We start from the raw sequence: 22850 nt of genomic DNA on the forward strand, positions 1-22850 counted from the left end.
AGCGCGTTACTTAAGCGCGTTAGTGGCACCGCACGAGCGCCGGACATTCTTCGAGAGGAACCCCCGAGACATGAGCACGATTCGCGTCGGATCCGCCCCGGACTCCTGGGGAGTCTGGTTCCCGGACGACCCGCAGCAGACGCCCTACACCCGCTTCCTCGACGAGGTGTCGGCGTCGGGCTACGAGTGGATCGAGCTGGGCCCCTACGGCTACCTGCCCACCGATCCGCAGAAGCTGCTCTCGGAGTTGGAGTCTCGCAATCTGAAGCTGTCGGCCGGCACGGTCTTCGAGCATCTGCATCAGGACGATGCGTGGGACGCGGTGTGGACTCAGATCGAGGACGTCGCCAAGCTGACCGCGGCCGCCGGCGGCAAGCACGTCGTCGTCATCCCCGAGATGTGGCGCGACCCGTCCACCGGCGCGGTGCTCGAGGACCGCAATCTCACGGCGGACCAGTGGCGCAAGAAGACCGAGGGCATGAACGAGCTCGGCAAGCGCATGTTCGAGCAGTACGGCGTCAAGGCGCAATACCACCCGCACGCCGACAGCCACGTCGACACCGAGGAGAACGTGTACCGCTTCCTCGACGGCACCTCCAGCGAGTTCGTGAACCTGTGCCTCGACACCGGTCACATCAGCTACTGCGGTGGCGACAACATCGCGATCATCGAGCGGGCACCCGAGCGCATCGGCTACCTCCACCTCAAGCAGGTGAACGAAGAGGTGCGCGCCAAGGTCGCCGCGGAGGATCTCCCGTTCGGCGAAGCCGTCAAGCTCGGTGCCATGACCGAACCGCCGCTCGGCATCCCGGACATGCCCCCGCTCCTGAAGACCATCGAGCGCCTCGCGGACGACGGCAAGCTCACCGCGGACATCTTCGCGATCGTCGAGCAGGACATGTACCCGTGCGCCGTCGACGCTCCCCTGCCCATCGCGCAGCGCACCCGGAAGTACCTGGGCTCCTGCGGCATTCCCGCCGTCACCTTCTCCTGACACCTCCTCTCCGGAACGGATTTCCCTCACCATGACCACCGAACTTCGCATCGCAGTACTCGGCGTCGGCATGATGGGCGCCGACCACGTCGCCCGCATCACCTCGACGATCACCGGCGCCCGCGTCGCCGTCGTCAACGACTACGTCAGCGAGAAGGCGCACGAACTCGCCGCGACCATCCCCGGCTGCCGCGTCGTCGAGGATCCCCTCGACGCGATCGCCGACCCCGAGGTCGACGCCGTCGTCCTGGCCACTCCCGGCCCGACCCACGAGAAGCAGCTTCTCGCGTGTCTCGAGCACGGCAAGCCCGTCATGTGCGAGAAGCCGCTGACCACCGATGTGGCCACGTCCCTCGCCGTCGTGGAAGCCGAGGCCGCACTGGGCAAGAAGCTCATCCAGGTCGGCTTCATGCGCCGCTTCGACACCGAGTACGACCAGCTCAAGGCACTCATCGATTCCGGCGAGCTCGGCCGTCCGCTGGTGGTGCACTGCGCGCACCGCAACCCCGCCGTGCCGCCGCACTTCGACAGCGCGATGATCGTGCGCGACTCGCTGGTGCACGAGGTGGACGTCACGCGCTTCCTCCTCGACGAGGAGATCACGTCGGTGCAGATCATCAGCCCGTCGGCGAATCCCTCGGCGCCGCAGGGCCTGCGGGATCCGCAGATCGCCATCTTCACCACGGAATCGGGTCGTCACGTCGACGCCGAGGTGTTCGTCACCACCGGTGTCGCCTACGAGGTGCGCACCGAGGTCGTGGCCGAGCACGGCAGCGCGATGATCGGTCTCGACGTCGGCCTCGTCCGCAAGTCGGCACCCGGAACCTGGGGCGGCACCATCACTCCCGGATTCGTGCAGCGCTTCGGCCAGGCCTACGACACCGAGATCCAGCGTTGGGTCGACGCGGTGAAGGCCGGCGCCGAGACGGGAAACTACGTCGACGGCCCCGGAGCGTGGGACGGATACGCCGCAGCCGCGGTGTGCGAGGCCGGCGCGAAGTCGCTCGAGTCCGGTGCGCCGGTGGCCGTCGAGATGGTGCAGCGCTCGTCCATCGCCGGAGCCTGAGATGAAGATCGCGCTCGATCCCACCCCGTTCCATCATTCGCATTCGCTGCTCGAACTGCCCGCCGTGGTCGCCGATCTGGGGTACGAGTGGTTGCAGCTCACCCCGCACGTGGACATGATCCCGTTCTTTGGTCACCCCAAGGCCGACGACGGATTGGTCGCGAAGTTCCGCAGAGCGTGCTCGGACGCCGGCGTCGGGATCGCCTCGGTGCTGCCGGTACTGCGGTGGTCCGGTCCCGACGAGGACGCCCGCGAGGCAGCCGTGCGGTACTGGAAGCGGGCCATCCAGATCACCGTCGACCTCGGCGTGTCGACGATGAACACCGAGTTCTCCGGCCGACCGGAGAAACCGGAGGAGTCCGAGCGTGCGTTCTACCGGTCGATGGAGGAACTGGTCCCCATCATCGAGCGCGAGGGTCTCGACGTCCTCATCGATCCGCACCCGGACGATTTCGTCGAGGACGGGCTCGCCGCGATCCGGACCATCCGCGGGATCAACTCCCCGAACGTCGGCATGGTGATCGTGGCGTGCCACCAGTTCCACATGGGTGGTGACCTGCCGGCGATCATGGCAGCCGCCGGGGACATGGTGCGTCTGGTGCATGTGGCGGACACGATGGATCATCACCGCTCGCACGGATTGCGGTACATCACCAACCCGCCCGGCAACGCGGTGCGGGTGCACCAGCATCTGAAGATCGGGGACGGGGACGTCGACTGGGACCAGTTCTTCGGTGGGCTCGGCTCACTCGGGTTCTATGACAACGACACCGTCATGGTGTCGAGTGTGTTCGCCGAGAACGAGAACGCTTGGGACGTCTCCCGCTACCAGCTCGAGACGATGACCCGGTACGTCGAGAAGTACCGGGCCTGATCGCCTCTCACGAGAAGTGTCAGGACGGCTGGACCCCGGGGGTGCGCACGATCATGGGCACCCCCGGGAACACCGCCGCCATCTCGGCGCGCGACTTCCGCAGCGCCGCAGTGCCGTAGCCCTTCTTCCGGTGTCCGGGGTGGATCCACACGCGGAGGTCGATGTCGCCACCGGCGAGCTCGCCGAAGACGATGCCCACCTTCTCCGCGCCCTCGCGCGCGACGAACCACGCGGCCTGCTCGGAGTCGAGGCGGTCCCGTGCCGATGCCAGCTCGGTGTCCAGATCACCGGCGGCCCCGCCGGATCCGTCACCCGCGGAACCGACGTCCGCGAGGCGGGCGGCGAACAGGTCGCGGTCGTCGTCCGAGAACGCTTCCAGCACCAGGGTCTCTCCCGCGCTGGCGGGACGCTCGGCCAACGTGAAGTTCAGGCGGCTGTCCAGGTCCTCGAGCTCGGCGGCGTTGCTCCGGCGGGCGTCCTTGGTGAGGCTGGCGAACGACATGCCCATGACGGCCTCGCCGCCCAATCGTGACGTGCCGAGCAGGGTGGCGATCGCCTCCACGGCGTCGGGCAGGGTCTCGGCCTCGACGATGACGTCGAGCACCTCGTGACGACGTTCGAAGGCCGCCAGAAGGGCGGACGTGATCTCTCGGCGAGCGGCAACATGATCGTGATCGGTCATCGCGTGATCATAGGGCTTCGCCCCCGTGCGCGGTTTGCGTACTCGGGGATGCGCACAAGGCTCACGGGGGCATCATGGACCCATGCACCCGAGACCGCTGCGCAGGATGGGTTTTCTCACGATCGGACTGTTCGACGGGGACGATCCCGCGGCCGGGCACGAGTCGACGCTCGCGATCATCGAGCTGGGCGAACGTCTCGGCTTCGACAGCGCCTGGTTGCGGCATCGCCACCTGCAGTACGGCATCTCCTCCCCCGTCGCCGTGCTGGCCGCCGCGTCGCAGCGGACCTCGCGGATCGAGTTCGGTACCGCCGTGACCCCGTTGGGGTGGGAGAACCCGGTGCGGTTGGCCGAGGACCTCGCCACCGTCGACATCCTGTCCGGCGGGCGCCTGAATCCCGGGGTCAGCGTGGGGCCGCCGATGAACTTCGACCGGTTGAAGGATGCCCTGTATCCCGACACTGCCGATCGGGAGGACTTCAGCTACGCCCGCGTCGAACGGCTCCTGGCCGCGATCCGGGGCGATCGCCTGACGGACTTCGAGGGGGTGGACGAAATCGAGGTGCATTCTTCTCGGGCGCAACCACATTCGCCCGGTCTCGCGTCCCGGATGTGGTACGGCGGCGCGTCGCTCGGGTCGGCTCGCTGGGCCGGCGCGAACGGTATGAACTTCCTGACGAGCAGCGTCGTGAAGGCCGAGGAGGATGACGACTTCGACCGCATCCAGCTCTCCCACATCGAGGCTTTCCGCTCGGCACACGCGGCGGGGAACGGTGCTCGGGTCTCGCAGGGCTTGGTCGTGATTCCGACCGACTCGGCCACACCGAGCCAGCGCGCCCGCTACCAGGAGTACGCCGACGCCCGTCTGAGCCGCACCCGGTCACCGGTGGGCCCGGCCCGCCTGCTGTTCGCTCCCGATCTGGTGGGCACCAGCGAGCAACTCGTGGAGCAACTGCAGGCGCGCGCGGCCTTCCGGGAGATCGACGAGGTGGCGTTCGCTCTGCCTTTCAGCTTCGACCACGACGACTACGTGCAGATTCTCACCGACATGGCGACGACGCTGGGGCCGGCGCTCGGATGGTCACCGGCCGGCGGGCTCGAGGAGTAGACGCGCGGCAGCACGCGCACGGTCGAAGGGCCGCTCGACCACTCCCATTCCCGCGCAGACCAGTGCGCCCTCGTGCACGAGCATCAGCAGGTCGGCCGTCCCCACCGGGTCGGGTACGCCTGCGGCCGTGAGGATGTCGACGAACAGGTCGGCCATCCAACGCTTCTGTCCGATGATCACCGGGTAGGCCGGGTGGGCGGGGTCGCTGATCTCCGCGTGCGCGTTGACCATGCTGCATCCCTTGCCACTTCGCTGCGCCGTCCAGTCGGCCGAGGCGACGAGCACCGCATCGATCCGGTCGCCGGCCGCGTCGGCGGAGACGGCACCCATCCGCGCGGCGAGGAACTCGCGCCACTGACGGTCTCGTTCCCGCAGGTACTCCACGACGAGCCGTTCCTTGGACTCGAAGCGGTCGTACAAGGTCTTCTTCGTGACGCCGGCGCGCGCCGCGATCGTGTCGACGCCGACCGCGTGGATGCCCTGCTCGTAGAACAGCTCATCGGCCGCGGCCAGCACGGCACGCGCCTTCGGCGTCCAGGCGACCTCGGATGTCATGTTTCGAACTATACCGATCTGTGTAGTCTGCTGTCATGAGTAGACAGATCGGTATACCTACGGGTCGACGCACCGCCGTCGTGTCGGTACTGGCGGGCGCGGCGTTCGTGCTGTGCTGGTCGTCCGGTTTCATCGGCGCGAAGATCAGCGGTGAGGACGCTGCCGTCACCACCGTCCTGATGTGGCGGTTCCTCCCCTTGGCGCTGCTGCTCGCACCGGCGTGGCTCCTCGGGTCTCGCCGAGTTCGAGGCCCGGACCTGCGGCGGCAGGTGATCGTGGGCGTCCTGTCGCAGTCCGGCTACCTCCTCACCGTGTACTGGGCCATCGGCCTCGGGGTCTCCACCGGCACCACGGCCCTCGTCGACGGAGTGCAGCCACTCGTCGCGGCGGCCCTGGCCGGCCCCCTGCTGGGCGCGGCGGCCTCGGGCCGGCAATGGATCGGGCTCCTGATCGGCGCTCTCGGCGTTGCGCTCGCCACCGTCGCGGACGCCACGGCGACCACCGCGACCACCCCGGCGTGGGCCTACCTCGTTCCGCTGGTGGGAATGATGTCGCTGGTCGCCGCGACCTTCGTCGACCGTCGCGCCCAGCGACCGGCACCTTTCAGCGCTCTCGGAATCCACTGCGCCACATCGGCCGTCGTCTTCACCGTCGGCGCGGTCGCGACGGGCACCGCGGTACCGCCGACGACCCTCGACTTCTGGGCGGCGACGGCGGGACTGGTGGTGTTCGCGACGTTCGGCGGTTACGGGCTGTACTGGTATCTGCTCGACCGGGTGGGGGTGACGAGGGTGAACGCTCTGATGTTCCTCGTACCGCCCGTCACCACCGTGTGGGGCGCCCTGCTCTTCGGCGAGCCGTTCACCGCCCTCACCGCGATCGGTCTGGCGCTGACCTTCGTGGCCATCACTGTCGTCACGATGCGTCCCCGGGCCGGAACCCGACGGGACATCCCGGAGTCGTCGCTAGCATCGGTGTCATGACGGACGGCCGGGAGTACACCCAGGACGGCCACCACATCGTGATCGACGGGCGGAAGTGGCGCGCCACCGATCCCGACATTCCCGAGGAGCGCGGCGCCGAACTGCGGTCGATCCTGATGGCGTGGCGACGAGACGTCCGCCGGACCGGCGGCGCCGCGGAGTCCCGCGCCGGTGTGCAGGCCGCCAAGGTCGCCCTCGGCGAACGCGGCACGCCGTGGTGGGAACAGTCCGACGATGAACGCCGCGCGCGTTGGGAGACCGACGTCCCGAGGCCCGGAACCGACGACGCATAGTCGGCACCCGGAGACTCGCCGAGCTCGGGCGCCCTACCGCTCACCACCGCGCAGGTGGAGATCGTCGACGGCGTCATCCGACTCGCTCACTGAGCACGTCCGCGGGGATCCTGTCGAACCACGGCCGCGCCGACTCGAGCTCCGCGGCGAGCACCAGCAGCCGAGTCTCCCCACCCGGTGGCGCCAGGAAGTGCACGCCGACGGGCAGACCGTCGACTGTCTCCGAGAGCGGAACACTCATCGCCGGCCGCCCGGTCAGATTGGCCGATTGCGTGTACGGGACAGCGGACAGGCTGCGCATCACCGCGTCCTGCACCGCGCCGAGCCGTCCGAGAATCGGTCCGAGTCGCAGCGCGAGCGCGAGCCGGGCGCCCACCCTCTCGACGAACGGGGTGTCGAAGGCGCCGATCAGCGGCGCGGGACCCGCCGTCGTGGGTGTCATGAGCAGATCGAAGCGGCGGTGGAATGCAGCGATGGCGCGGACGTGGTCCTGCCAGCGTGCCAGTGCCGCATCGTGATCCACCGCTCTCGTGGCGCGCCCGATCTCGGCGAGGACCAGCGTGTCGAGTTCGAACTCCGTCGTGGTGGGCCGCGCCGCGGCCGACGCGGACGACACCTCGGCGGCGAGGTGGACGAACCACGGCACGAGGAAGTCTCGAGCCAGCTGCTCCTCGTCGAACGGCGAGGCGACCTCCTCGACGGTGTGGCCCAGTTCGACGAGCAGGTCGCGGGCGCGGTCGAGCGCGGCGAGGACGTCCGGATGCGGTGCGTTGTTCAGCGCCGATCGCGCCGCGACCCCGATCCGGAGCCGAGGACCCGGCCGGCCGAGTGCCTCCACATGGGACGTCGACGGGGCCGCGAACTCGAAGGGCGCGTCGTCGTCCGAGCCGCGCATGATGTCGAGGAACGCGGCCGAGTCGCGCACGGAGCGGGTGAGCACACCGGTGACGGCGCTCCCGAAGAGCATCTCCCCGGCACGAGGCCCGGCAGGGACGACTGCCCGGCCCGGCTTCAGTCCGAACAGGCCGCAGTAGGCCGCGGGGATGCGGATGGAGCCGCCGCCGTCACTGGCACCGGCGACGGGCACGATGCCCGACGCCACCGCGGCGGCCGAACCACCGGAGGAGCCGCCGGGTGTGCGCGCGGGATCCCACGGGTTGCGCGTCGCACCGTGCGCCTGCGGCTCGGTGACTCCCTTGGCGCCGAATTCGGGTACGGCCGTGCGGCCCAGGACGACGACCCCGGCGTCGAGCCACCGTTGCACCACGGTGTCCGTGACGCGGGGCCTGGACGACACCCCCGAGCGTGACCCCGACGTCTCGACGATCCCGGCCTGAGCCTGGAAGAGATCCTTGAGCAGGAACGGCACTCCCGCCATCGGACCGGACAGGGCGCCCGCGGCCCGCACTCGCGCGGCATCGTCCTGCCACTGCACGAGGGCGTTCAGGGTGGGATCCACCTCGCGCGCTCGCGTGATCGCGATCTCGACCAACTCCGCGGCAGTCACGTCGCCGGACGCGACCAGCAGGGCGAGCCCGGTCGCGTCGTGGGCCCGATACTCGTCGAATCTCATGGCGCTCAGACTAAATGCGAGCACCACCGGCGCGGGGTCGATGTCGACGAAGTCTGGACACTGCACGGCCCGTGACCCCGCGAGCCGATCCCGTTCCAGCGAAGACGATCGCCCGTCCCCGCCGGCGGATGCCGCTCTCCCCCGCCCCGCGAGAGGATCTCGGCGACGTCCCGCGGCGCACCCGGCGAGCAACGCGCTCGTCGCGCACGAGAGTCAGTGCGCGGCGACCGCATCGACGGGCAGCACGGCCTTGTAAGCGAGTGCACCGACCAGACCGCCGATCAACGGGAAGACCAGGAACACCCACAGTTGCGAGAGTGCGGTTCCGCCGGCGATCAGCGCAGGCCCGATGGAGCGCGCCGGGTTGACCGACGTCGAGTCGACTCCGATGGCGAGCAGATGCACGAACGCGAGCGTCAGTCCGATCGGAACCCCGGCTGCCGCAACGGAATGCGGCCCCGTCACGCCGAGTACGACCAACACGAGAATCGCCGTTGCCACGATCTCCACGATCGCGACCGCGAGAAGCGAGTAGGTTCCTGCCGAGGCGTCGCCGTATCCGTTCGCGCCGAGACCGTCGACCGTTCGGTCGTATCCGGGTCGACCCGTCGCCATGGCGTAGACCACCAGGGCGCCGACGAGTCCGCCGATCACCTGTGCGGCGGCGTATCCGGCGGCGCGGGCGGCCGTCATCCGGCCGGTGACGAGGAACGCGAGCGTGACCGCCGGGTTGATGTGGCAACCGGAGACGGGTCCGAGCACGAACACCATCGCGAGCAGTGTCAGGCCGAAGGCGAGCGCGATTCCGGTGGTGCCGACGTCGTCGCCCGCCAGGACGGCGGTACCCACACCTCCGATCACGAGAACGGCGGTGCCGATGGCCTCGGCGATGTAGACGGTGAACTTGGTCATCGTCGTCCACCTCGTCCGGTGCGGCGCTCGTCGATCTTGCGCTTGGCGTAGCCCCACGTCACGCGGCCCAGACCCTCGAAGAGTCGGCTGGACAGGCTGCGACGGGCGCTCATGCGCGCACCTCGTCGGTGCGTTTCTCGATGGTGGTCATCACGGTTCCTCTCTTGGACCGGCCCGCGGAGTGCGAGTCGGTGCGTGTGTGGGACGAGAATGTGGTCAGGCGGCGGTGCGGTGGCCGCCCACCTGCACGTCGTGCACGACGACATCGACGCGGCTGCAGGTCAGTCCGGTCAGTGCCGTCACCGCACTGGAGACGTTGCGGCGGACGTCCGCTGCGACGTCGGCGATGGAGATTCCGTAGTCCGCCACCAGATCGAGCGAGACGACTGCGGTGCGGTCGTCCACCTCGACCGACACCCCCTGTGTGTGCCTCGCCCCGTCGACGCCCACTGCGGACCGGAGTACGTCGAGCGCACGAGAACCGGCCGGTTCCAGGGCGTGGAGGCCCGGTACCTCTCGTGCGGCGATGCCGGCGACGGTGGCGACCACGGCATCCGCGACGACTGTGCGGCCGCAACTTCCGCGGTCGGTCCGGTCGTCACCATGGTCGACGGTCGATGCGACGGACGTCCTCACGGCGTTTCCTGTCGCGGTCTGCGGGGCGTTCACTTCAGGTCCTCTCTCTGGACTGTGACGGCTCGTCACAGCTACTGAGTCGGGTCCTCATCACGAAAACGCACGTCGGAAATCAAGTGATGCGCATCACAGCTGTTTGCGCGTGACCCAGGGTGGGAACAATCACATCGGGGAAAGTAGTTGCTTCATCAATCTTCGGGGTGGGTCACTCCGACGGCGGTTCGGGGGGAACAGTGCTCAGTCGTCCGTCGATCGCGCCCGATCCCGGCAGTCCCGATGTGGCCGGTGACGTCGTCCTCCCGTCCACCGCCACACCGTCGGCGGACCGTGACACATCCACTCGTCCGACGTTCGCCGCCGACTACCGCGAGCTCGGCGATCGCGCCCTCGCCGCCGCCGCGGGCATGGGCGACCGACGCGCGTTCGAGGAGATCGTGCGCAGACTCGGCCCGGACATGCTGCGCTACGCGACCCACCTGTTGTCCGACCGAGGCGCTGCCGAGGACATCGTCCAGGACGCGTTGGTCGACGCCTGGCGCGGACTGCGCCATTTCCGTTCCGACTCGTCGCTGCGCACCTGGTTGTTCAGCGTCGTCTCCCACAAGGTGACGGATCATCGTCGGCGTCGCAGCATCGCGCCCGTCGAGGACTGGGTGTTCGAGAGGCCGAGCCAGGACCCGCGGGACGACCCGTCGCGCACCGTGTCCGACGCCGACTTCCTGTCCGCATTGGACGACGCTCTCGCTGAGCTACCGTATCGCCAGCGGGCCTGCTGGTTGCTCCGTGAGGTCGAGGGCATGAAGCACACCGAGATCGGCACGGTCATGGCCCTCTCCCCCGGTGCCGTCCGCGGCCACCTCACCCGTGCACGCGCCACCCTCGAGACACGATTGGAGACGTGGAGATGACGTCGGGTCAGCCTGATTCGACACCGCCGCAAACGGATTCGACGCTCCGTCGAGCCGCGAGCGTGCTGCGCGACGCGCCCGTGCACGGTTGGGTGGACATCAGCGCCGCCGCCCTCTCACGCGTGCGAGCCGTCGGCGTCCGGACGTGGCCGCTCGACGCTCGCTTTCCCGACGAGGGCGTGAACTTCGACGCGGACACACTGCGAGTCAGTGACGTCGTCGTCCGCATCGCTGTGCGCAGCGCCGTCGCCGAGGTGGCGGGCACAGAGCCCGCCGACATCTCGCTCTACACCGAGGGTCACCGGTGCACGGGCGGTCTGGTGACGGTGATCGCCGCCTACGACACGGATCTCCAGGAGGCCGGCGATCTCGTCGCGAGCCGGGCAGCTGCCGCTCTGACGGATGTCCTCGGACTTCCCTACAGCGCCGACGACATCGGCGTCGTGATCGCGGAGATCGACGCCCCCGACCAGGCGGCGCCGCCTACGTCACCATCGTGAACTGGCGCACGTCGATCTGCCTGTCGGCCCGCCACGTCGCGTCAGCCCAGGGCGACCGGCAGCAGACCGCGGGACGTGTGGCGAGCGATCTGTTCCAGCGCCGGCCCCAGGCGCGGATACTCGAACTCGAAATCGCTGCGCCGCAACACCTCGGGATCCACCCATCGACTCTTCAGGACCAGTTCCGGTTCGGTGCGGATGACGGCGGCGCCGGCGTGCAACAACCACGCGGGGGTCGCGACACCGCGTGACCGTCCCAGGTGATGTCGAACCTCGCTCATCATGGTGGCGTTGTCCACGGCGAACGGTGTCGCGAGGTTCACCGGTCCCGCGATGTCCTCGCGCTCGTACAGATGGTCGATGGACCTGAGCACGTCCGCGACGTGGATCCAGCTGAACATCTGCGTGCCGTCACCCATCCGGCCGCCGAGTCCGAGCCGCGCCAGATCGATGAGAGGGTTGACGGCCCCGCCGCCGGCGCCCAGGACGATCGCCATGCGCAGAGCGATCTTGCGGATGCCGGTGGGGGCGTCGAACAGTTCGCGCTCCCACGCGCGGGCCACCTCGACGGAGAAACCCGTCCCCACGTCCCCGTCCCGCTCCGTCATCGGCCGGTCACGAGCATCGCGGTAGATGGTTCCGGTGCTGGCGTTGAACCACACCTCGGGAGCGCGGTCCACGCGAGAGAGGGCCTGTCCCAGTGCGGCCGTCGTCTCCACACGGGAGGAGAAGATGACGTCGGCGGTGCTCTTGGTGTAGCGGCAGCTCACCGAACGACCCGCCAGATTGATCACCATGTCGGCTCCGTCGAGGACACGGGTCAACCGGTCGCGGTCCGACCACGTCGCGTCGTTGACGGCGCCGCGGCCCACGGATCTCACGTCGATTCCCCGGTCCCGATACGCCCTCGCGAGGTACTGCCCGATGTATCCCGTCGCTCCACAGATCACGACGGTCCGCACGTCTCTCGTCATCGCCCGCTTCCCTTCTCGGATGTCATGGTGTCCACCAGCCCGACGATGTCGCCGAGCAGTCCTCGCGCGACCGGTAATCGGGACAGGCCGATCGTCTTCGTGATGACGGGAACGAGACCGTCGACGAGCGCGCGGGTGCGGCGTTGGTCGTCGGATCCGTCCGTGACCCAGTGCAGCGTCACACCCAGGTACGCCACCCACAGCAATGTGGGGAGGCGACTCTCCAGCGATGCCGGTCCGCGCTGCTTGGACTTCTGCAGGGTCAGTCGCATGAGGTCCACGGCCATGTCTCGCGCGGCGGACGACTCGGGCGAGAAGGGACTGGAGGTCGACTGCAGGGGAAGCGCCGACTGGAGGAACGTGCCGCCGAAACTTCGGTACGGGTGCATCACGTCGAGACCGGCGTGCAGCACCGCCGAGAGGTTGTCCGCCAGCGAGGCGCCGTCACGGAGCAGGGGTATCGCGCGGGTCCGATGCTCGCGTTGGACGACGAGATACAGCTCGTGAACCAACTCGTCCTTGCCGGCGAAGTAGTAGTAGGCGTTGCCCAGCGAGACGCCCGCCTCGGTCGCGATGCGCCGCATCGTGGTCGCCTGGAACCCGTCCTCGCGGAAGAGCCGTAGCGCCACCTCCACCAACCGCTCCCGCGTCGCCGTGTCTCGCGCCATCGTCGGACTCCCGTCTTGAACGTGTTCAACACCGACCGTAGCGAAGTTGAACACGTTCAACAAGAGTGCCCGCGCACTCGCGACGGGAAAGAAGGATTGCGATCAGGAGGTACGGCGACGGCGAACCGCCGTCACGACCGCACTGACGACGAGGATCAGTCCGAGAACCTGGAGTCCCGGCGAATCATCGGCGCCGCCGAGGACGATCGCCGCCAGACCGAGCACCCCGAGCAGCGCGACGACGAACCATCCGTTCATGGTCGACACGGTACTCGGCCGTCCGGTTCATGACGTTTGTCATCTCTCGGCCGTGACGGTGTCATCTCGACCGATGCGTCCTGGCACTGCCGGTCCTGCCTCGTGGTCCGAAGAATCGTTTCCATGAAGCAACCAGACGAAGGAACCCTCTTCACCGACCTCATGGAGATCGGACCCGCGCCGACCCCGGCCCGCGAACTGGTGGTAGCCGTCATCTCGGTGGCCCTCGTCGCGGTGCTGATCGCGATCGTCGGAGTCTCGGTGCCCACCGTGGCAGCGGCTGCCGTCGTCGCCGTGTTCCTCGCCGTCCGCGTCGCCGTCGGGCGTCGGCACTGGGGGCGAACGTCGTGACCGTCATCGAGGTGTCGGGAATGACCCGCCGCTACGGCTCCGGCAAGACCGCGTACGACGCGGTCCGCAACCTCGACCTCGACATCGCAGAGGGCGAACTGTTCGGACTGCTCGGCACCAACGGCGCCGGCAAGACGTCGACTCTCGAAGTCATCCAGGGTCTGTCGCGTCCCAGCGAGGGGACGGTCCGAATCCTGGGACTCGACCCCGTCGCGGATCGGAGAAAGGTACGGCCCGCCCTGGGCATCATGCTGCAGAAGGGTGGACTACCGCAGGACCTGACCGCGGCCGAGAGCCTGCGGATGTGGGCCGGCACGTGCAGCGATCCATTGCCTGTCGACGACGTCCTGGAACGCGTCGATCTCGGAGCCCGTGCGGACACCCGAGTGAAGTTCCTGTCGGGCGGCGAGCAGCGTCGGCTCGATCTCGCCTGCGCGATCATCAGCCGACCGCGGGTCCTGTTCCTGGACGAACCGACCACCGGACTCGATCCCGAGAGTCGGCGCAACACGTGGCAGCTCATTCAGGAGCTCAAGAACTCCGGGGTGACCATCATGCTCACCACGCACTATCTCGACGAGGCGGAATCGCTGTGCGACCGGTTGGCGATCATGCACCGCGGCAGCGTCGTTCGCAGCGGAACGGTCGACGACGTGGTCGCCGGTCACCCGGCGCGCATCGAGCTGAAGGACCCGCGGACCGCACTGCCGCAACTCCCGGGAGCCGACGTCGACCGGAAGGGCGACACGGTGTCGATCACGACGAACTCGGTACAGGAGACGCTGACCGAGCTGCTCGTGTGGGCCCGCGACAGCGGCGTCACCCTGCACGGTCTCGACGCGCGAGCCGCGTCCCTCGAGACCGTGTTCCTCTCCATCGCAGACACATTCGACGACCCCGAGGTGATCACGGCATGAGTACGATGACCGCACTGTCCCGAGCGGAATTCACGCTCCTCGGACGCAACCGCGTCCTCCTCTTCAACGCTCTCGTCATGCCCCTCGTCCTGCCGATCGTCCTTCTGGTCGTCGCGGGCCGAGACGGTGGGCTCACCGACGCCGGCGTGTCGGCCGCGCTGGAGATCTTCGCCCTGTTCCTGCTGGTGTTCCTGGTCTACTACAACCTCCTGTCGGTTTACGCGACGCGTCGAGACGAGTTGGTGCTCAAACGTCTCCGCACCGGGGAGAGCACGGACGCACAGATCCTTCTCGGACCCGCGGTGCCGTCGTTCCTCCTGACACTGCTCCTCGGAGTGATCGTCGGCGTGGTCGTGGTGGTCCTCGGCGGCGGCACTCCCGTCAACGTCGTGCTCATCGCGGCGGCACTCGTCGGTGGTGCGGCGCTCTTCGCCGCACTGGCCCTCATCACGTCCGCCTTCACCCGCAATGCCGAAGCAGCACAGATCACCAGCCTGCCCGTCATCCTGCTGGCGATGCTCGGATCGTCACTCCTGCGTGACGTGGTACCCGAGTCCCTCGCCGACGTGGTGGCTCTGACGCCGATGGCCGCGGTCAGCGATCTTCTGAACCTCGGCTGGTTCGGCACCACCTCGGTGGGCGATGCCACCGGGGTCGCCGACTCGGTGGGCTTCGCGTCGACGTTCGCGGAGGCGGGTCAGCCGGCTCTCGTCATGTTCGCCTGGATCGCGGGCAGCGTGCTGATCGCCCGCACCCACTTCCGCTGGGAACCGCGCTCCTGACGTTGCGCCCCCGACGATCCGATCTGCAAGGCTGGAGACCATGAGACTGCGCGATCACCTCGATCCGACACTCGGCTGGCGGGGCAGCAGTGACGTCGAGAAGGTCCGCACCTACACCCGGCAGTCCTTCCAGTTCATCATCGTCGCGGTCGCGGTGGCTTCGATGGCGGCCTCGGCGCGAGCGGGTGACGCGGTCTCGACCGCCGCCGCGCTGGTGTGCGCAGTGTCTGCACTCGTTGTCCTGCACCGTATTCCTGCACTCGGTGGCGCCTCGACTGCGGACGTCCGGGCACCGTTGTCCGTACAGATCGCGGCCGCCGCCGTGCTCGTCCTGGTGGGCGCCGCACCGAACCTCCTGTGGGTGGCCATCCTGGTGACGACACCGATCGCGGCACTGGTGGACCTGCGTTGGTCTCTCTGCGCCGCGGTGGTCGCCCCGGTGGTTGCCGCGGTCTCGGGCTCGACCGCCCTCGAGATCACGCTCCTGGCCTTCTGCATCGTCGCGATGGCCACCACGGTGCGCCTGTCGATGTGGTTGCTGCGCATCGTCACCGAGCTGGCCACCACCCGTGACGCCGCCGCCGCCCTGTCGGTCGCCGAGGAGCGGCTGCGCTTCTCCCGCGACCTGCACGACGTCGTCGGCCGTGCACTGTCCGCCATCGCGGTCAAGAGCGAGCTCGCCGCCGCGCTGGCTCGGCGAGGAGACGACAGAGCTGCGGCGCAGATGGACGAGGTACGTGTGCTCGCCCGGGAGTCGATGACCGACGCTCGGGAGCTGGTGCGTGGCTACCGTTCCGTCGACGTCGCGGCGGAACTCCGCGGCGCGCAGTCCCTGTTGTCCGCCGCCGGCATACGCACCGAGCTGACGGGGACGGTCGCCGACATCCCCGGCGCGGTGGCCGAACAGGCCGCGTGGGTGGTACGAGAAGGCGTGACGAACATCCTGCGACACTCGCGTGCCACCTACTGCCGTATCGAGTTCGGTGACGACCGTCTCCGCATCGTCAACGACCGGCCGACATCGCCGGAACGTGCGGGCGACGGCACCGGTCTCGCCGGTCTGCGTGAGCGTCTGGCTGCGGTCGGAGGTTCCCTCACCGTCGAGTCCGGAGCCGACACCTTCACTCTCGCTGTCGAATTCGCACCGACGACGACATCCCCCACGAAGGACACACCATGATCCGGGTACTGCTGGCAGACGACGAGAACCTCATCCGGGTTGCCCTGGGCACGATGCTCGATCTGGAGGACGACATCGAGGTCGTGGGCCACGCGGACTCGGGCGAAGCGGCGGTGACCGAGGCCGCGCGGACCACCCCCGACGTCGCAGTGCTCGACCTCCAACTCGGCGGGATCGACGGTATCGAGACGGCCCAACGCATCGCCGCGCTGCTTCCCGACTGCCGGTCGATCATCGTCACCAGCCACGGCCGGCCCGGATACCTCAAGAAGGCGCTCTCGGCCGGCGTCGGCGGATTCCTCCCGAAGACCACGTCCGCGGCGACTCTCGCCGAGGTGGTGAGGACGGTGACGAGCGGCGGACGCTACGTCGATCCGAGCCTGGCGGCCGAGGCCATCGGCGCGGGCGATTCGCCGCTGACACCGCGCGAGGCGGACGTGCTCGAATTCGCCGCGGACGGAGCCACGATCGCGGAGATCGCCCAGCGCGCGCATCTCTCACCGGGAACGGCACGCAACTATCTCTCGGCCGCCGCGGCCAAACTCGGCGCCGCCAATCGCCACGAGGCGTGCGCGATCGCCCGGCGCCACGGGTGGATCTAGACCCGATCAGTGGTGCGCAGGCTCGCCGGTCACGGTGTGATCGGCGAAGTTGAGACCCTCTCGCACCAGCCGGGCCAGGTGGCCGTCGGCGAGTCGGTAGATGACGTTGCGGCCGCTGCGTTCGGTCTCGACCATGCCGACGAAGCGCAGCTTCGCCAGATGCTGACTCACCGCGGTGCGGGACGCGCCGGTCTCCTCCGTGAGTGCCGTGACGTCGGCGGGGCCTTGACTCAGTGTCCAGAGCAGATGCAGCCGAGTGGGATCGGACAGCATGCGGAACGTGTCGCCGGCCGCTTCGAGACGCGCACGGTCCGGGCGGTCGGCGTGGTCGAGACTCGCGTGAGCCCGCTTCTCGTCCGATGCCGTCATGATCGCCGCTTCCGTCTACTCGGTCGGTGGCGCACCCACCGTCGATGCCGGGGTCCAGAGACGACAGGCACCCAGCGCGGCAAGTGTAGCGAGGGCGGCGATGACCGACGCGGCGACGACCTGGCTCACCTCGGCGCCCACCCACCCCGCCACCGGATACGTGAGCAGAAAGCACGCGTGGGACAGCGAGAACTGCGCTGTGAAGAGCTCGTCCCGGTCACCGTCGTCGGAGTCGCGGGTGATCACGCGGGCCGACGGGGTGGAGATCATCGATGTTCCGGCGCCCAACACGGCCCAGGCGACAGCGAGTGACGCCCAGCCCGCGGCACCGCTCGGACGGAGGGCGGCGAGCGCGACAGCACCTGTCGTCCCGAGAGAGACGACCACACCACCGGCGAGCATCAGCCGACGGTCGTCGACGACTGTGAGAATGCGAGGAACTGCGAACGCCACCATCATCGACCCGCCGCCGAAGACGCCGAGGGCCACGGCCAGGGCACTGGCCGACCCACCCACGACGTCGCGCACGTAGACCACGCTGTTGACGATCACCAGCGCCGTTCCGGCCGCGACGACGAGGTTCAGTGCGAGCAACCCCCGAAGCGACGGACGGCTACCGAAGCGGCGCACTCCGGCCACGAGTCGGTCGCCGAACGACCGAGACCCGTCGCGGTCGGACCGGGGCTCTCTGTCCGGAAGTCGGGTGCCCACCACCAGGACGGCCGACAGCGCGAAACCCAGTGCTGTGCCGACGAACAGCAAGTGATAAGACACGACGGTGAGCAGCGCGGCGGCGAGCATCGGACTCAGCAGCGACTCGAGGTCGTAGGCGAGCCGAGACAGCGAGAGCGCGCGGGTGTACTGATCGTCGCGGGAGATCACCGCGGGAACGACGGCCTGAAAGGTCGGCGTGAAGGTGGCCGAGGCCGCCTGCAGGACGAACACGAGCACGTACACCTGCCACACCTGTGTCACGAACGGGAGCAGCACCGCGATCGCGAGCCGCACGACGTCCGCGGACACCAGCACGGTCGTGCGTGGCAGACGGCCGGTGAGCACGGACATGACCGGAGCCACCCCGACGTACGCGACCATCTTGACGGCGAGCGCCGTGCCGAGGACGGCACCGGCGGAACTCCCGGCGATGTCGTAGGCCAGCAGTCCCAACGCCACGGTGAGCAGACCGGTGCCGACCAGGGCCACCACCTGCGCGGTGAAGAGCCTGCGAAACGCCGGGATCGCGAGAACGGACTCGGATCGAACCTGCGAGACGGCCACACCGACGACCATACCCATGCGTGCGCACGTGCGCACACATGTGTATGCGGTGGCCTCTAGGCTGGTCCGATGTTCGTCTTCTTCGGATACGGCACGAAACGGTCCTCGCTCGGCGTCGGCAGCACCCGGACGTGCCCCCGCTGCCACAACACCACCCAGTGGGAGCGGATGCGGCAGTACACGCAGCTCAGCGTCTTCTTCATCCCCGTCGCACGCTGGAAGCGGCGCGTCCTCGAGGTGTGCGGAATCTGCGGGACCGCGACCGAGGTGTGAGTCAGGCCCGGTGGCGGGCGAACAGATCAGCCGCGGCGGCGTCGAACTCGGCGGCGGCGAGCCCGGTCGCCAGCGCGCGCCGCACCAGTTCGGCGTGCGTCTCCCCCGCCAGGCCGCTGATCGGCTGGTCGAGATCGAGGTTCGACGGGAACGCGTAGCCCTCCGCGGACGCCGCGATCACGTTGGCGACGTCTCGCTCGCGACCCTGCGCCGTCCAATCCACCAGCGTGGGATACAGGGCGGACACGATCGTCTGCCGGTCGACGCTGTCGAGCGCGCGGCCGAACGGCGAGGAGATCTGCAGCAGGTTCGCCATCCTGAAGATGTCGGTCGACGTGTTGTGCCCTGCCGCGTGGAACAGCGCCGGATTGAAGAACACGGCGTCGCCTTCCCGAAGCGGGAGCTGAATGTGGTTCTCGGCGAAATACTCCCGGAATTCGGGGAGGTTGAAGGCGATGTAACCGGCCTCGAACTTCTGGGAGTGTGGCAGATACATCGTCGGGCCGCTCTCGATCGGCATGTCGCAGTGCGCCACCGCTCCCTGCAGTGTCAGCGCCGGTGACAGGCGATGGATGTGCGCACGGAATGCCGCGGCCGTGTCGGTCGACATGAACCCGAGATGGTAGTCACGATGCGGATTCTGAGCGGCGCCACCGGGATTGACCACATTGATGGCGGACGTGACCTGATACATCGGCCCGAGCCACGCCTCCGCCACCAGCGCGAGCAGATCGTTGGAGTAGTACCGAGCGAACTGCTCGGGCTCGGCGATCGCCAGCTTCTGCAGGGCCGACCAGATGCGATCGTTCGCTCCCGGCTTCGCGAAGTGGTCACCGTTGCTCACACCGCGCTCGTGTTGTTCACGAATGATGTCCCGGTACGTGCGGGTGGTCTCCGCGACTGCGTGGTCGACCGTGAAGGCAGCGCGGAACACCACGATGCCGGGGCCGTTGAGAAGTGCGTCCGCCAGTTCGTCCTGGATGTCGGCGCGCACCTGGTCGTCGGTCGCCCGGCGCGCGAGGTCGGGGCCGTCGTACACGAGCACGTTCTGCACCACGTCGGACGCGTGGGGGTGGTCGGCGAGCTGCGTGCTCTCCGACACCAGCGCCCGGAAATTCTCGATGTCGCAGTCGGCCGCGCGGAGGCGATCCGCGCGGTGCGAGTGGCTGCTGATGTTGCTGGTCATACCTGCTCCTCGGTCCCGATGGCCGTTGTCGTCATGGTCGAGCCTGCCGGGCGCGGACACCTCGAGACAAGGCTTCGAACCCTCAGTTTCCCCTCGAGACGGGACCCGCCAGAGCGGTCAGGGCATGTTGAACGGAGTGACGATGCGAATGGGTGACGAGGACCCGCGGACCGCAGTCGAGGCATCGCGCGCGTGCAGCACCATCCGACAGGCACGCTGGGCGTCCGCGCGCATGTCGTGCTCGAGCACCGCGCTGATCTGTCGGCGGTACAGCAGGGCCCGGTTGTCGGCATCGAGGTCGTGCGCGACGAACACCCGGCAGGGTCGGTCCAGCGTCCGGAAGGCCCGCACGATGGCCGAGTTCCCGCCGCCGCAGGAGTAGACGGCGGAGACGGTGGGGTGACGATCGAGGGCGTCGAGAACGAGCGCCTCGACGCGATCGTCGAGTCCGTCGTTCTCCGCGATCTCGACGACCGTCCGCTCAGGTCCGGGTAGTTGTCGCAGCGCGGTGCGGAAGCCCATCTCCCGCTCCTCCTCGCCGTGGAACGCGTTGCTGCTCAGCGTGATCAGGATGTCGCCCGGGTGATCGGCCATCATCGTGGTGATCAGATACGCGGCCGTCTCCCCCGCCGCACGGTTGTCCATACCCACGTACCCGAACCGTCGGCTGCCCGGAATGTCGGTCACGTAGGTCACCACGGGAATCCCGGCAGCCACGAGGCGATCGACCGCGGCAGCGACGTCCGGTACGGCAGGCGCCTTCAGAATGACGCCTTGAGATCCGCTGCCCGACAGCCTGTTCAGCCGCGCGACCACCGCCTCGGCGGTGGCGCTCTCCTGCAGATGAAACCGTGCGCGCACTGTGGCGGGTTCGAGACTCGGCAGTTCGGCCTCGACCGCACGCTTGAAGGTCTTGGAGAAACGGTCGGGCGCGGACATGACGACATCGACCATGTACTTGCGTCCACTGAACCGCAGTTGTTCTCGTTGGCCGTCGAGATCGGCAATCGCCCGCGTCACCATCTCCCGTGTCGACGGGCGTACACCGGGACGATCGTTGAGCACACGGTCGACCGTCGCCTCGCTCAACTCCGCTTGTTGCGCGATCTCTCTGACCCGGTAACGATGCGCCACTGCTGCTCCTGAGGTGACGACGGCACTGCGCCGCGCGACTGCCCGATCAGCGACACGGTAGCAACGCGTCACCGCTTCCAGAACAGGTGGTGCACGACACCGCTCGCGCTGGGAACGACCTCGTGCTCGAAGCGATCGTTCAGATCGTCCGGGGACTCCCACAGCGCCAGCCCCGGTCCGAGATCGACGGGCGCGACCGCGACGTGCAGCGTGTCGAGGAGGTCGGCGTCGAGGAACTCCCGGACCGTGGTGACACCGCCACCGATCCGGACGTCTCGACCGTTCGCCGCGGCCTTCGCCTGCGTCAGGACATCGGACGGGCCGGCATCGACGAAATGGAACGTGGTGTCGGACAGGGTGAGGGACGGCCGCACATGATGCGTCATCACGAAGACCGGCGTGTGGAACGGCGGCTCGTCACCCCACCATCCCTGCCATTCGTGATCGGCCCACGGTCCGCGTTGTGGGCCGAACTTGTTGCGTCCCATGATCTCGGCACCGATGTTGTTGGCGAAGTCCCGAGCGAAGTAGTCGTCGAGGCCGCGCGTACCGCCGAATCCGGGGCGTCCCGGCATGCTCGCGGTGCCGAGATACCACGACATGAGCTCACGATGGTCCAGGCCGAACGGATTCTCGAGGCTCTGCTCGACGCCGGCGGCCACCCCGTCTCGGGACACGGTGAAGTTCTGCACTCTCGACAACTGCGTCATGTCTGCTCCCGGCTCGAGGAAGGTGGTCGGTGATCAGACTCGCACAGCCGGGAGGACTCATCGCACGACCAGCGCGTCACCTAGTGTCGTCGCATGACCGACTGGGCGAACAGCCCCGCCGCACAGTGGTGGGACAGACACCAGATCGGCTTGTATCTCGCGGCACTGACTGTCGGTGCCGTTGTCGGGCTGACCTTCCCGCAGACAGCCCCGACCTTCGAACACGCCATCGATCCGGTACTCGTCGCCCTGCTCTACGCAACGTTCCTGACAGTCCCGTTCGCGGCGATCGGTCGGTCCCTCCGGGATGTGCGCTTCCTCGCAGCCGTCGTGGTCCTCAACTTCGTGGTGGTCCCGGTGGTCGTCCTCGCCCTCACGCGGGTCGTCGCGGGCGAGAGGGCGGTACTCGTGGGCATCGTGCTCGTCCTGCTGGCTCCGTGTATCGACTATGTGATCGTGTTCAGTGGGCTCGCGGGTGCCGCGTCGACACGGCTTCTTGCTGCCGCGCCCTTGCTGATGCTGCTGCAGGTCGCCCTGCTTCCCCTCTGGCTGTGGGTGTTCGCCGGATCCGAGACGGTGGCCGTCATCGACGTGGCACCGTTCGTGGAGGCCTTCGTCCTGCTCATCGTCGTCCCTCTGACGGCGGCCGCACTGACGCAAGCACTCGCCCGACGGCATCGGGTCGGCCTGCAGCTGATGGACGTGATGGCCGCCGCGATGGTGCCCCTCATGATGGCGACGCTCGCGGTGGTCGTCGCGTCGCAGATCGATTCGGTCCGAGGCGAGTTCGACCGACTGATCGTCGCGGCCCTCGTCTTCGTCGCATTCCTCGTCGTCATGGCGCCGGCCGGCATCGGCGTGGGTCGGGTGTTCGGTCAGGACGTGCCGTCGACACGGGCACTCGTCTTCTCGGGTGCGACTCGTAACTCTCTCGTCGTTCTCCCCCTCGCCCTGGCCCTTCCGCCGGCACTGGACCTCGCTGCCGTCGTGGTGGTGACACAGACACTGGTCGAGTTGCTCGGGATGGTGGTCTACGTGCGTCTGGTTCCGCGGCTCGTACCCGCCGCGCGAACCTGATGCCGTG

The 22850-nt window shown here is 68.3% G+C and carries 28 protein-coding genes; 15 read left to right on the plus strand and 13 right to left on the minus strand.

The window, feature by feature from the left end:
• Window positions 1–70 precede the first annotated feature (70 nt).
• The 3 genes from JOE30_RS18525 to JOE30_RS18535 are packed head-to-tail and all read left to right on the plus strand — an operon-like array spanning window position 71 to window position 2934.
• Window positions 71–994 (plus strand): sugar phosphate isomerase/epimerase, encoded by a 924-nt coding sequence (locus JOE30_RS18525; RefSeq protein ID WP_204868470.1) that lies wholly within the window; start codon window positions 71–73, stop codon window positions 992–994.
• A 31-nt stretch (window positions 995–1025) separates the two neighbouring features.
• Window positions 1026–2060, plus strand: a complete 1035-nt coding sequence (locus JOE30_RS18530) for a Gfo/Idh/MocA family protein (protein WP_204868471.1) — start codon at window positions 1026–1028, stop codon at window positions 2058–2060.
• A gap of 1 nt (window position 2061) precedes the next feature.
• Entirely contained in the window at window positions 2062–2934 is an 873-nt protein-coding gene (locus JOE30_RS18535; RefSeq protein WP_204868472.1) for a sugar phosphate isomerase/epimerase, read from the plus strand.
• Window positions 2935–2953: 19 nt separating this feature from the next.
• Here JOE30_RS18535 and JOE30_RS18540 read toward each other — a convergent pair whose 3' ends face one another.
• On the minus strand, window positions 2954–3616 hold the full coding sequence (locus JOE30_RS18540; RefSeq protein ID WP_204868474.1) for a GNAT family N-acetyltransferase: 663 nt from the start codon (window positions 3614–3616) through the stop codon (window positions 2954–2956).
• 82 nt (window positions 3617–3698) lie between these two features.
• Between JOE30_RS18540 and JOE30_RS18545 the strand changes: the two genes are divergently transcribed.
• A complete protein-coding gene (locus JOE30_RS18545) occupies window positions 3699–4724 on the plus strand; it encodes an LLM class flavin-dependent oxidoreductase (protein WP_204868475.1) in 1026 nt (341 codons plus the stop codon).
• Here the strand turns inward: JOE30_RS18545 and JOE30_RS18550 are convergent.
• On the minus strand, window positions 4698–5279 hold the full coding sequence (locus tag JOE30_RS18550; RefSeq protein WP_204868476.1) for a TetR/AcrR family transcriptional regulator: 582 nt from the start codon (window positions 5277–5279) through the stop codon (window positions 4698–4700). The genes JOE30_RS18545 and JOE30_RS18550 overlap by 27 nt on opposite strands.
• A 35-nt stretch (window positions 5280–5314) precedes the next feature.
• On the opposite strand from JOE30_RS18550, the gene JOE30_RS18555 reads away from it, so the two are divergent.
• Window positions 5315–6262: a DMT family transporter gene (locus tag JOE30_RS18555; RefSeq protein ID WP_204868477.1), complete on the plus strand. Its 948-nt coding sequence runs from the start codon at window positions 5315–5317 to the stop codon at window positions 6260–6262.
• On the plus strand, window positions 6259–6555 hold the full coding sequence (locus JOE30_RS18560) for a hypothetical protein (RefSeq protein WP_204868478.1): 297 nt from the start codon (window positions 6259–6261) through the stop codon (window positions 6553–6555). Before JOE30_RS18555 ends, JOE30_RS18560 begins: the two co-directional genes overlap by 4 nt.
• 73 nt (window positions 6556–6628) lie before the next feature.
• Here JOE30_RS18560 and JOE30_RS18565 read toward each other — a convergent pair whose 3' ends face one another.
• From JOE30_RS18565 to JOE30_RS18575, 3 genes are all read right to left on the minus strand, one after another.
• Window positions 6629–8128, minus strand: a complete 1500-nt coding sequence (locus tag JOE30_RS18565; RefSeq protein ID WP_204868479.1) for an amidase — start codon at window positions 8126–8128, stop codon at window positions 6629–6631.
• Window positions 8129–8341: 213 nt separating this feature from the next.
• Window positions 8342–9040 (minus strand): aquaporin, encoded by a 699-nt coding sequence (locus JOE30_RS18570; protein WP_204868480.1) that lies wholly within the window; start codon window positions 9038–9040, stop codon window positions 8342–8344.
• Window positions 9041–9256: 216 nt separating this feature from the next.
• Window positions 9257–9676 (minus strand): Asp23/Gls24 family envelope stress response protein, encoded by a 420-nt coding sequence (locus tag JOE30_RS18575; protein ID WP_204868481.1) that lies wholly within the window; start codon window positions 9674–9676, stop codon window positions 9257–9259.
• Between the two features lie 233 nt (window positions 9677–9909).
• Here JOE30_RS18575 and JOE30_RS18580 point away from each other — a divergent pair, with 233 nt between their 5' ends.
• Both JOE30_RS18580 and JOE30_RS18585 read left to right on the plus strand, forming a co-directional pair.
• Window positions 9910–10584, plus strand: a complete 675-nt coding sequence (locus tag JOE30_RS18580) for an RNA polymerase sigma factor (RefSeq protein WP_307806241.1) — start codon at window positions 9910–9912, stop codon at window positions 10582–10584.
• On the plus strand, window positions 10575–11084 hold the full coding sequence (locus JOE30_RS18585) for a hypothetical protein (RefSeq protein ID WP_204868482.1): 510 nt from the start codon (window positions 10575–10577) through the stop codon (window positions 11082–11084). The genes JOE30_RS18580 and JOE30_RS18585 overlap by 10 nt, the downstream gene beginning before the upstream one ends.
• Before the next feature lie 41 nt (window positions 11085–11125).
• On the opposite strand, the gene JOE30_RS18590 is transcribed toward JOE30_RS18585, so the two are convergent.
• The 3 genes from JOE30_RS18590 to JOE30_RS18600 form a co-directional block, all read right to left on the minus strand.
• Window positions 11126–12058: a TIGR01777 family oxidoreductase gene (locus JOE30_RS18590; protein ID WP_239532414.1), complete on the minus strand. Its 933-nt coding sequence runs from the start codon at window positions 12056–12058 to the stop codon at window positions 11126–11128.
• Window positions 12055–12726 (minus strand): TetR/AcrR family transcriptional regulator, encoded by a 672-nt coding sequence (locus JOE30_RS18595; protein WP_204868483.1) that lies wholly within the window; start codon window positions 12724–12726, stop codon window positions 12055–12057. Before JOE30_RS18595 ends, JOE30_RS18590 begins: the two co-directional genes overlap by 4 nt.
• 102 nt (window positions 12727–12828) lie before the next feature.
• A complete protein-coding gene (locus JOE30_RS18600) occupies window positions 12829–12984 on the minus strand; it encodes a hypothetical protein (protein WP_204868484.1) in 156 nt (51 codons plus the stop codon).
• 123 nt (window positions 12985–13107) lie between these two features.
• Here JOE30_RS18600 and JOE30_RS18605 point away from each other — a divergent pair, with 123 nt between their 5' ends.
• From JOE30_RS18605 to JOE30_RS18625, 5 genes are read left to right on the plus strand one after another with little or no spacing between them, the layout of a single operon-like run.
• Window positions 13108–13335 carry a hypothetical protein gene (locus JOE30_RS18605; RefSeq protein ID WP_204868485.1) on the plus strand — a complete coding sequence of 76 codons (228 nt, stop codon included), beginning with the start codon at window positions 13108–13110 and terminating at the stop codon, window positions 13333–13335.
• A 20-nt stretch (window positions 13336–13355) separates the two neighbouring features.
• Entirely contained in the window at window positions 13356–14252 is an 897-nt protein-coding gene (locus tag JOE30_RS18610) for an ABC transporter ATP-binding protein (protein ID WP_204870560.1), read from the plus strand.
• Complete coding sequence (locus JOE30_RS18615) at window positions 14249–15034, plus strand: ABC transporter permease (RefSeq protein WP_204868486.1); 786 nt, start codon at window positions 14249–14251, stop codon at window positions 15032–15034. Before JOE30_RS18610 ends, JOE30_RS18615 begins: the two co-directional genes overlap by 4 nt.
• Window positions 15035–15074: 40 nt before the next feature.
• Complete coding sequence (locus tag JOE30_RS18620) at window positions 15075–16214, plus strand: sensor histidine kinase (RefSeq protein WP_204868487.1); 1140 nt, start codon at window positions 15075–15077, stop codon at window positions 16212–16214.
• A complete protein-coding gene (locus JOE30_RS18625; protein ID WP_204868488.1) occupies window positions 16211–16816 on the plus strand; it encodes a response regulator transcription factor in 606 nt (201 codons plus the stop codon). The genes JOE30_RS18620 and JOE30_RS18625 overlap by 4 nt, the downstream gene beginning before the upstream one ends.
• Before the next feature lie 6 nt (window positions 16817–16822).
• On the opposite strand, the gene JOE30_RS18630 is transcribed toward JOE30_RS18625, so the two are convergent.
• Both JOE30_RS18630 and JOE30_RS18635 read right to left on the minus strand, forming a co-directional pair.
• On the minus strand, window positions 16823–17185 hold the full coding sequence (locus JOE30_RS18630) for a metalloregulator ArsR/SmtB family transcription factor (protein ID WP_204868489.1): 363 nt from the start codon (window positions 17183–17185) through the stop codon (window positions 16823–16825).
• Between the two features lie 15 nt (window positions 17186–17200).
• On the minus strand, window positions 17201–18463 hold the full coding sequence (locus JOE30_RS18635; protein ID WP_307806243.1) for an MFS transporter: 1263 nt from the start codon (window positions 18461–18463) through the stop codon (window positions 17201–17203).
• Window positions 18464–18532: 69 nt separating this feature from the next.
• Here JOE30_RS18635 and JOE30_RS18640 point away from each other — a divergent pair, with 69 nt between their 5' ends.
• On the plus strand, window positions 18533–18736 hold the full coding sequence (locus JOE30_RS18640; RefSeq protein ID WP_204868490.1) for a zinc-ribbon domain-containing protein: 204 nt from the start codon (window positions 18533–18535) through the stop codon (window positions 18734–18736).
• Window position 18737: 1 nt separating this feature from the next.
• On the opposite strand, the gene JOE30_RS18645 is transcribed toward JOE30_RS18640, so the two are convergent.
• The 3 genes from JOE30_RS18645 to JOE30_RS18655 form a co-directional block, all read right to left on the minus strand.
• The gene (locus JOE30_RS18645) at window positions 18738–19922 is read right to left on the minus strand and encodes a phytanoyl-CoA dioxygenase family protein (RefSeq protein WP_204868491.1); all 1185 of its coding nucleotides are present in this window, start codon (window positions 19920–19922) and stop codon (window positions 18738–18740) included.
• A gap of 117 nt (window positions 19923–20039) precedes the next feature.
• Window positions 20040–21056 carry a LacI family DNA-binding transcriptional regulator gene (locus tag JOE30_RS18650; RefSeq protein WP_204868492.1) on the minus strand — a complete coding sequence of 339 codons (1017 nt, stop codon included), beginning with the start codon at window positions 21054–21056 and terminating at the stop codon, window positions 20040–20042.
• A 68-nt stretch (window positions 21057–21124) separates the two neighbouring features.
• Window positions 21125–21766, minus strand: a complete 642-nt coding sequence (locus tag JOE30_RS18655) for a dihydrofolate reductase family protein (RefSeq protein ID WP_204868493.1) — start codon at window positions 21764–21766, stop codon at window positions 21125–21127.
• Between the two features lie 93 nt (window positions 21767–21859).
• Between JOE30_RS18655 and JOE30_RS18660 the strand changes: the two genes are divergently transcribed.
• A complete protein-coding gene (locus tag JOE30_RS18660) occupies window positions 21860–22843 on the plus strand; it encodes a bile acid:sodium symporter (protein WP_204868494.1) in 984 nt (327 codons plus the stop codon).
• Window positions 22844–22850: the final 7 nt, after the last annotated feature.

This window comes from Rhodococcus sp. PvP016 (genome assembly GCF_017832185.1).
GTDB lineage: Bacteria > Actinomycetota > Actinomycetes > Mycobacteriales > Mycobacteriaceae > Rhodococcoides.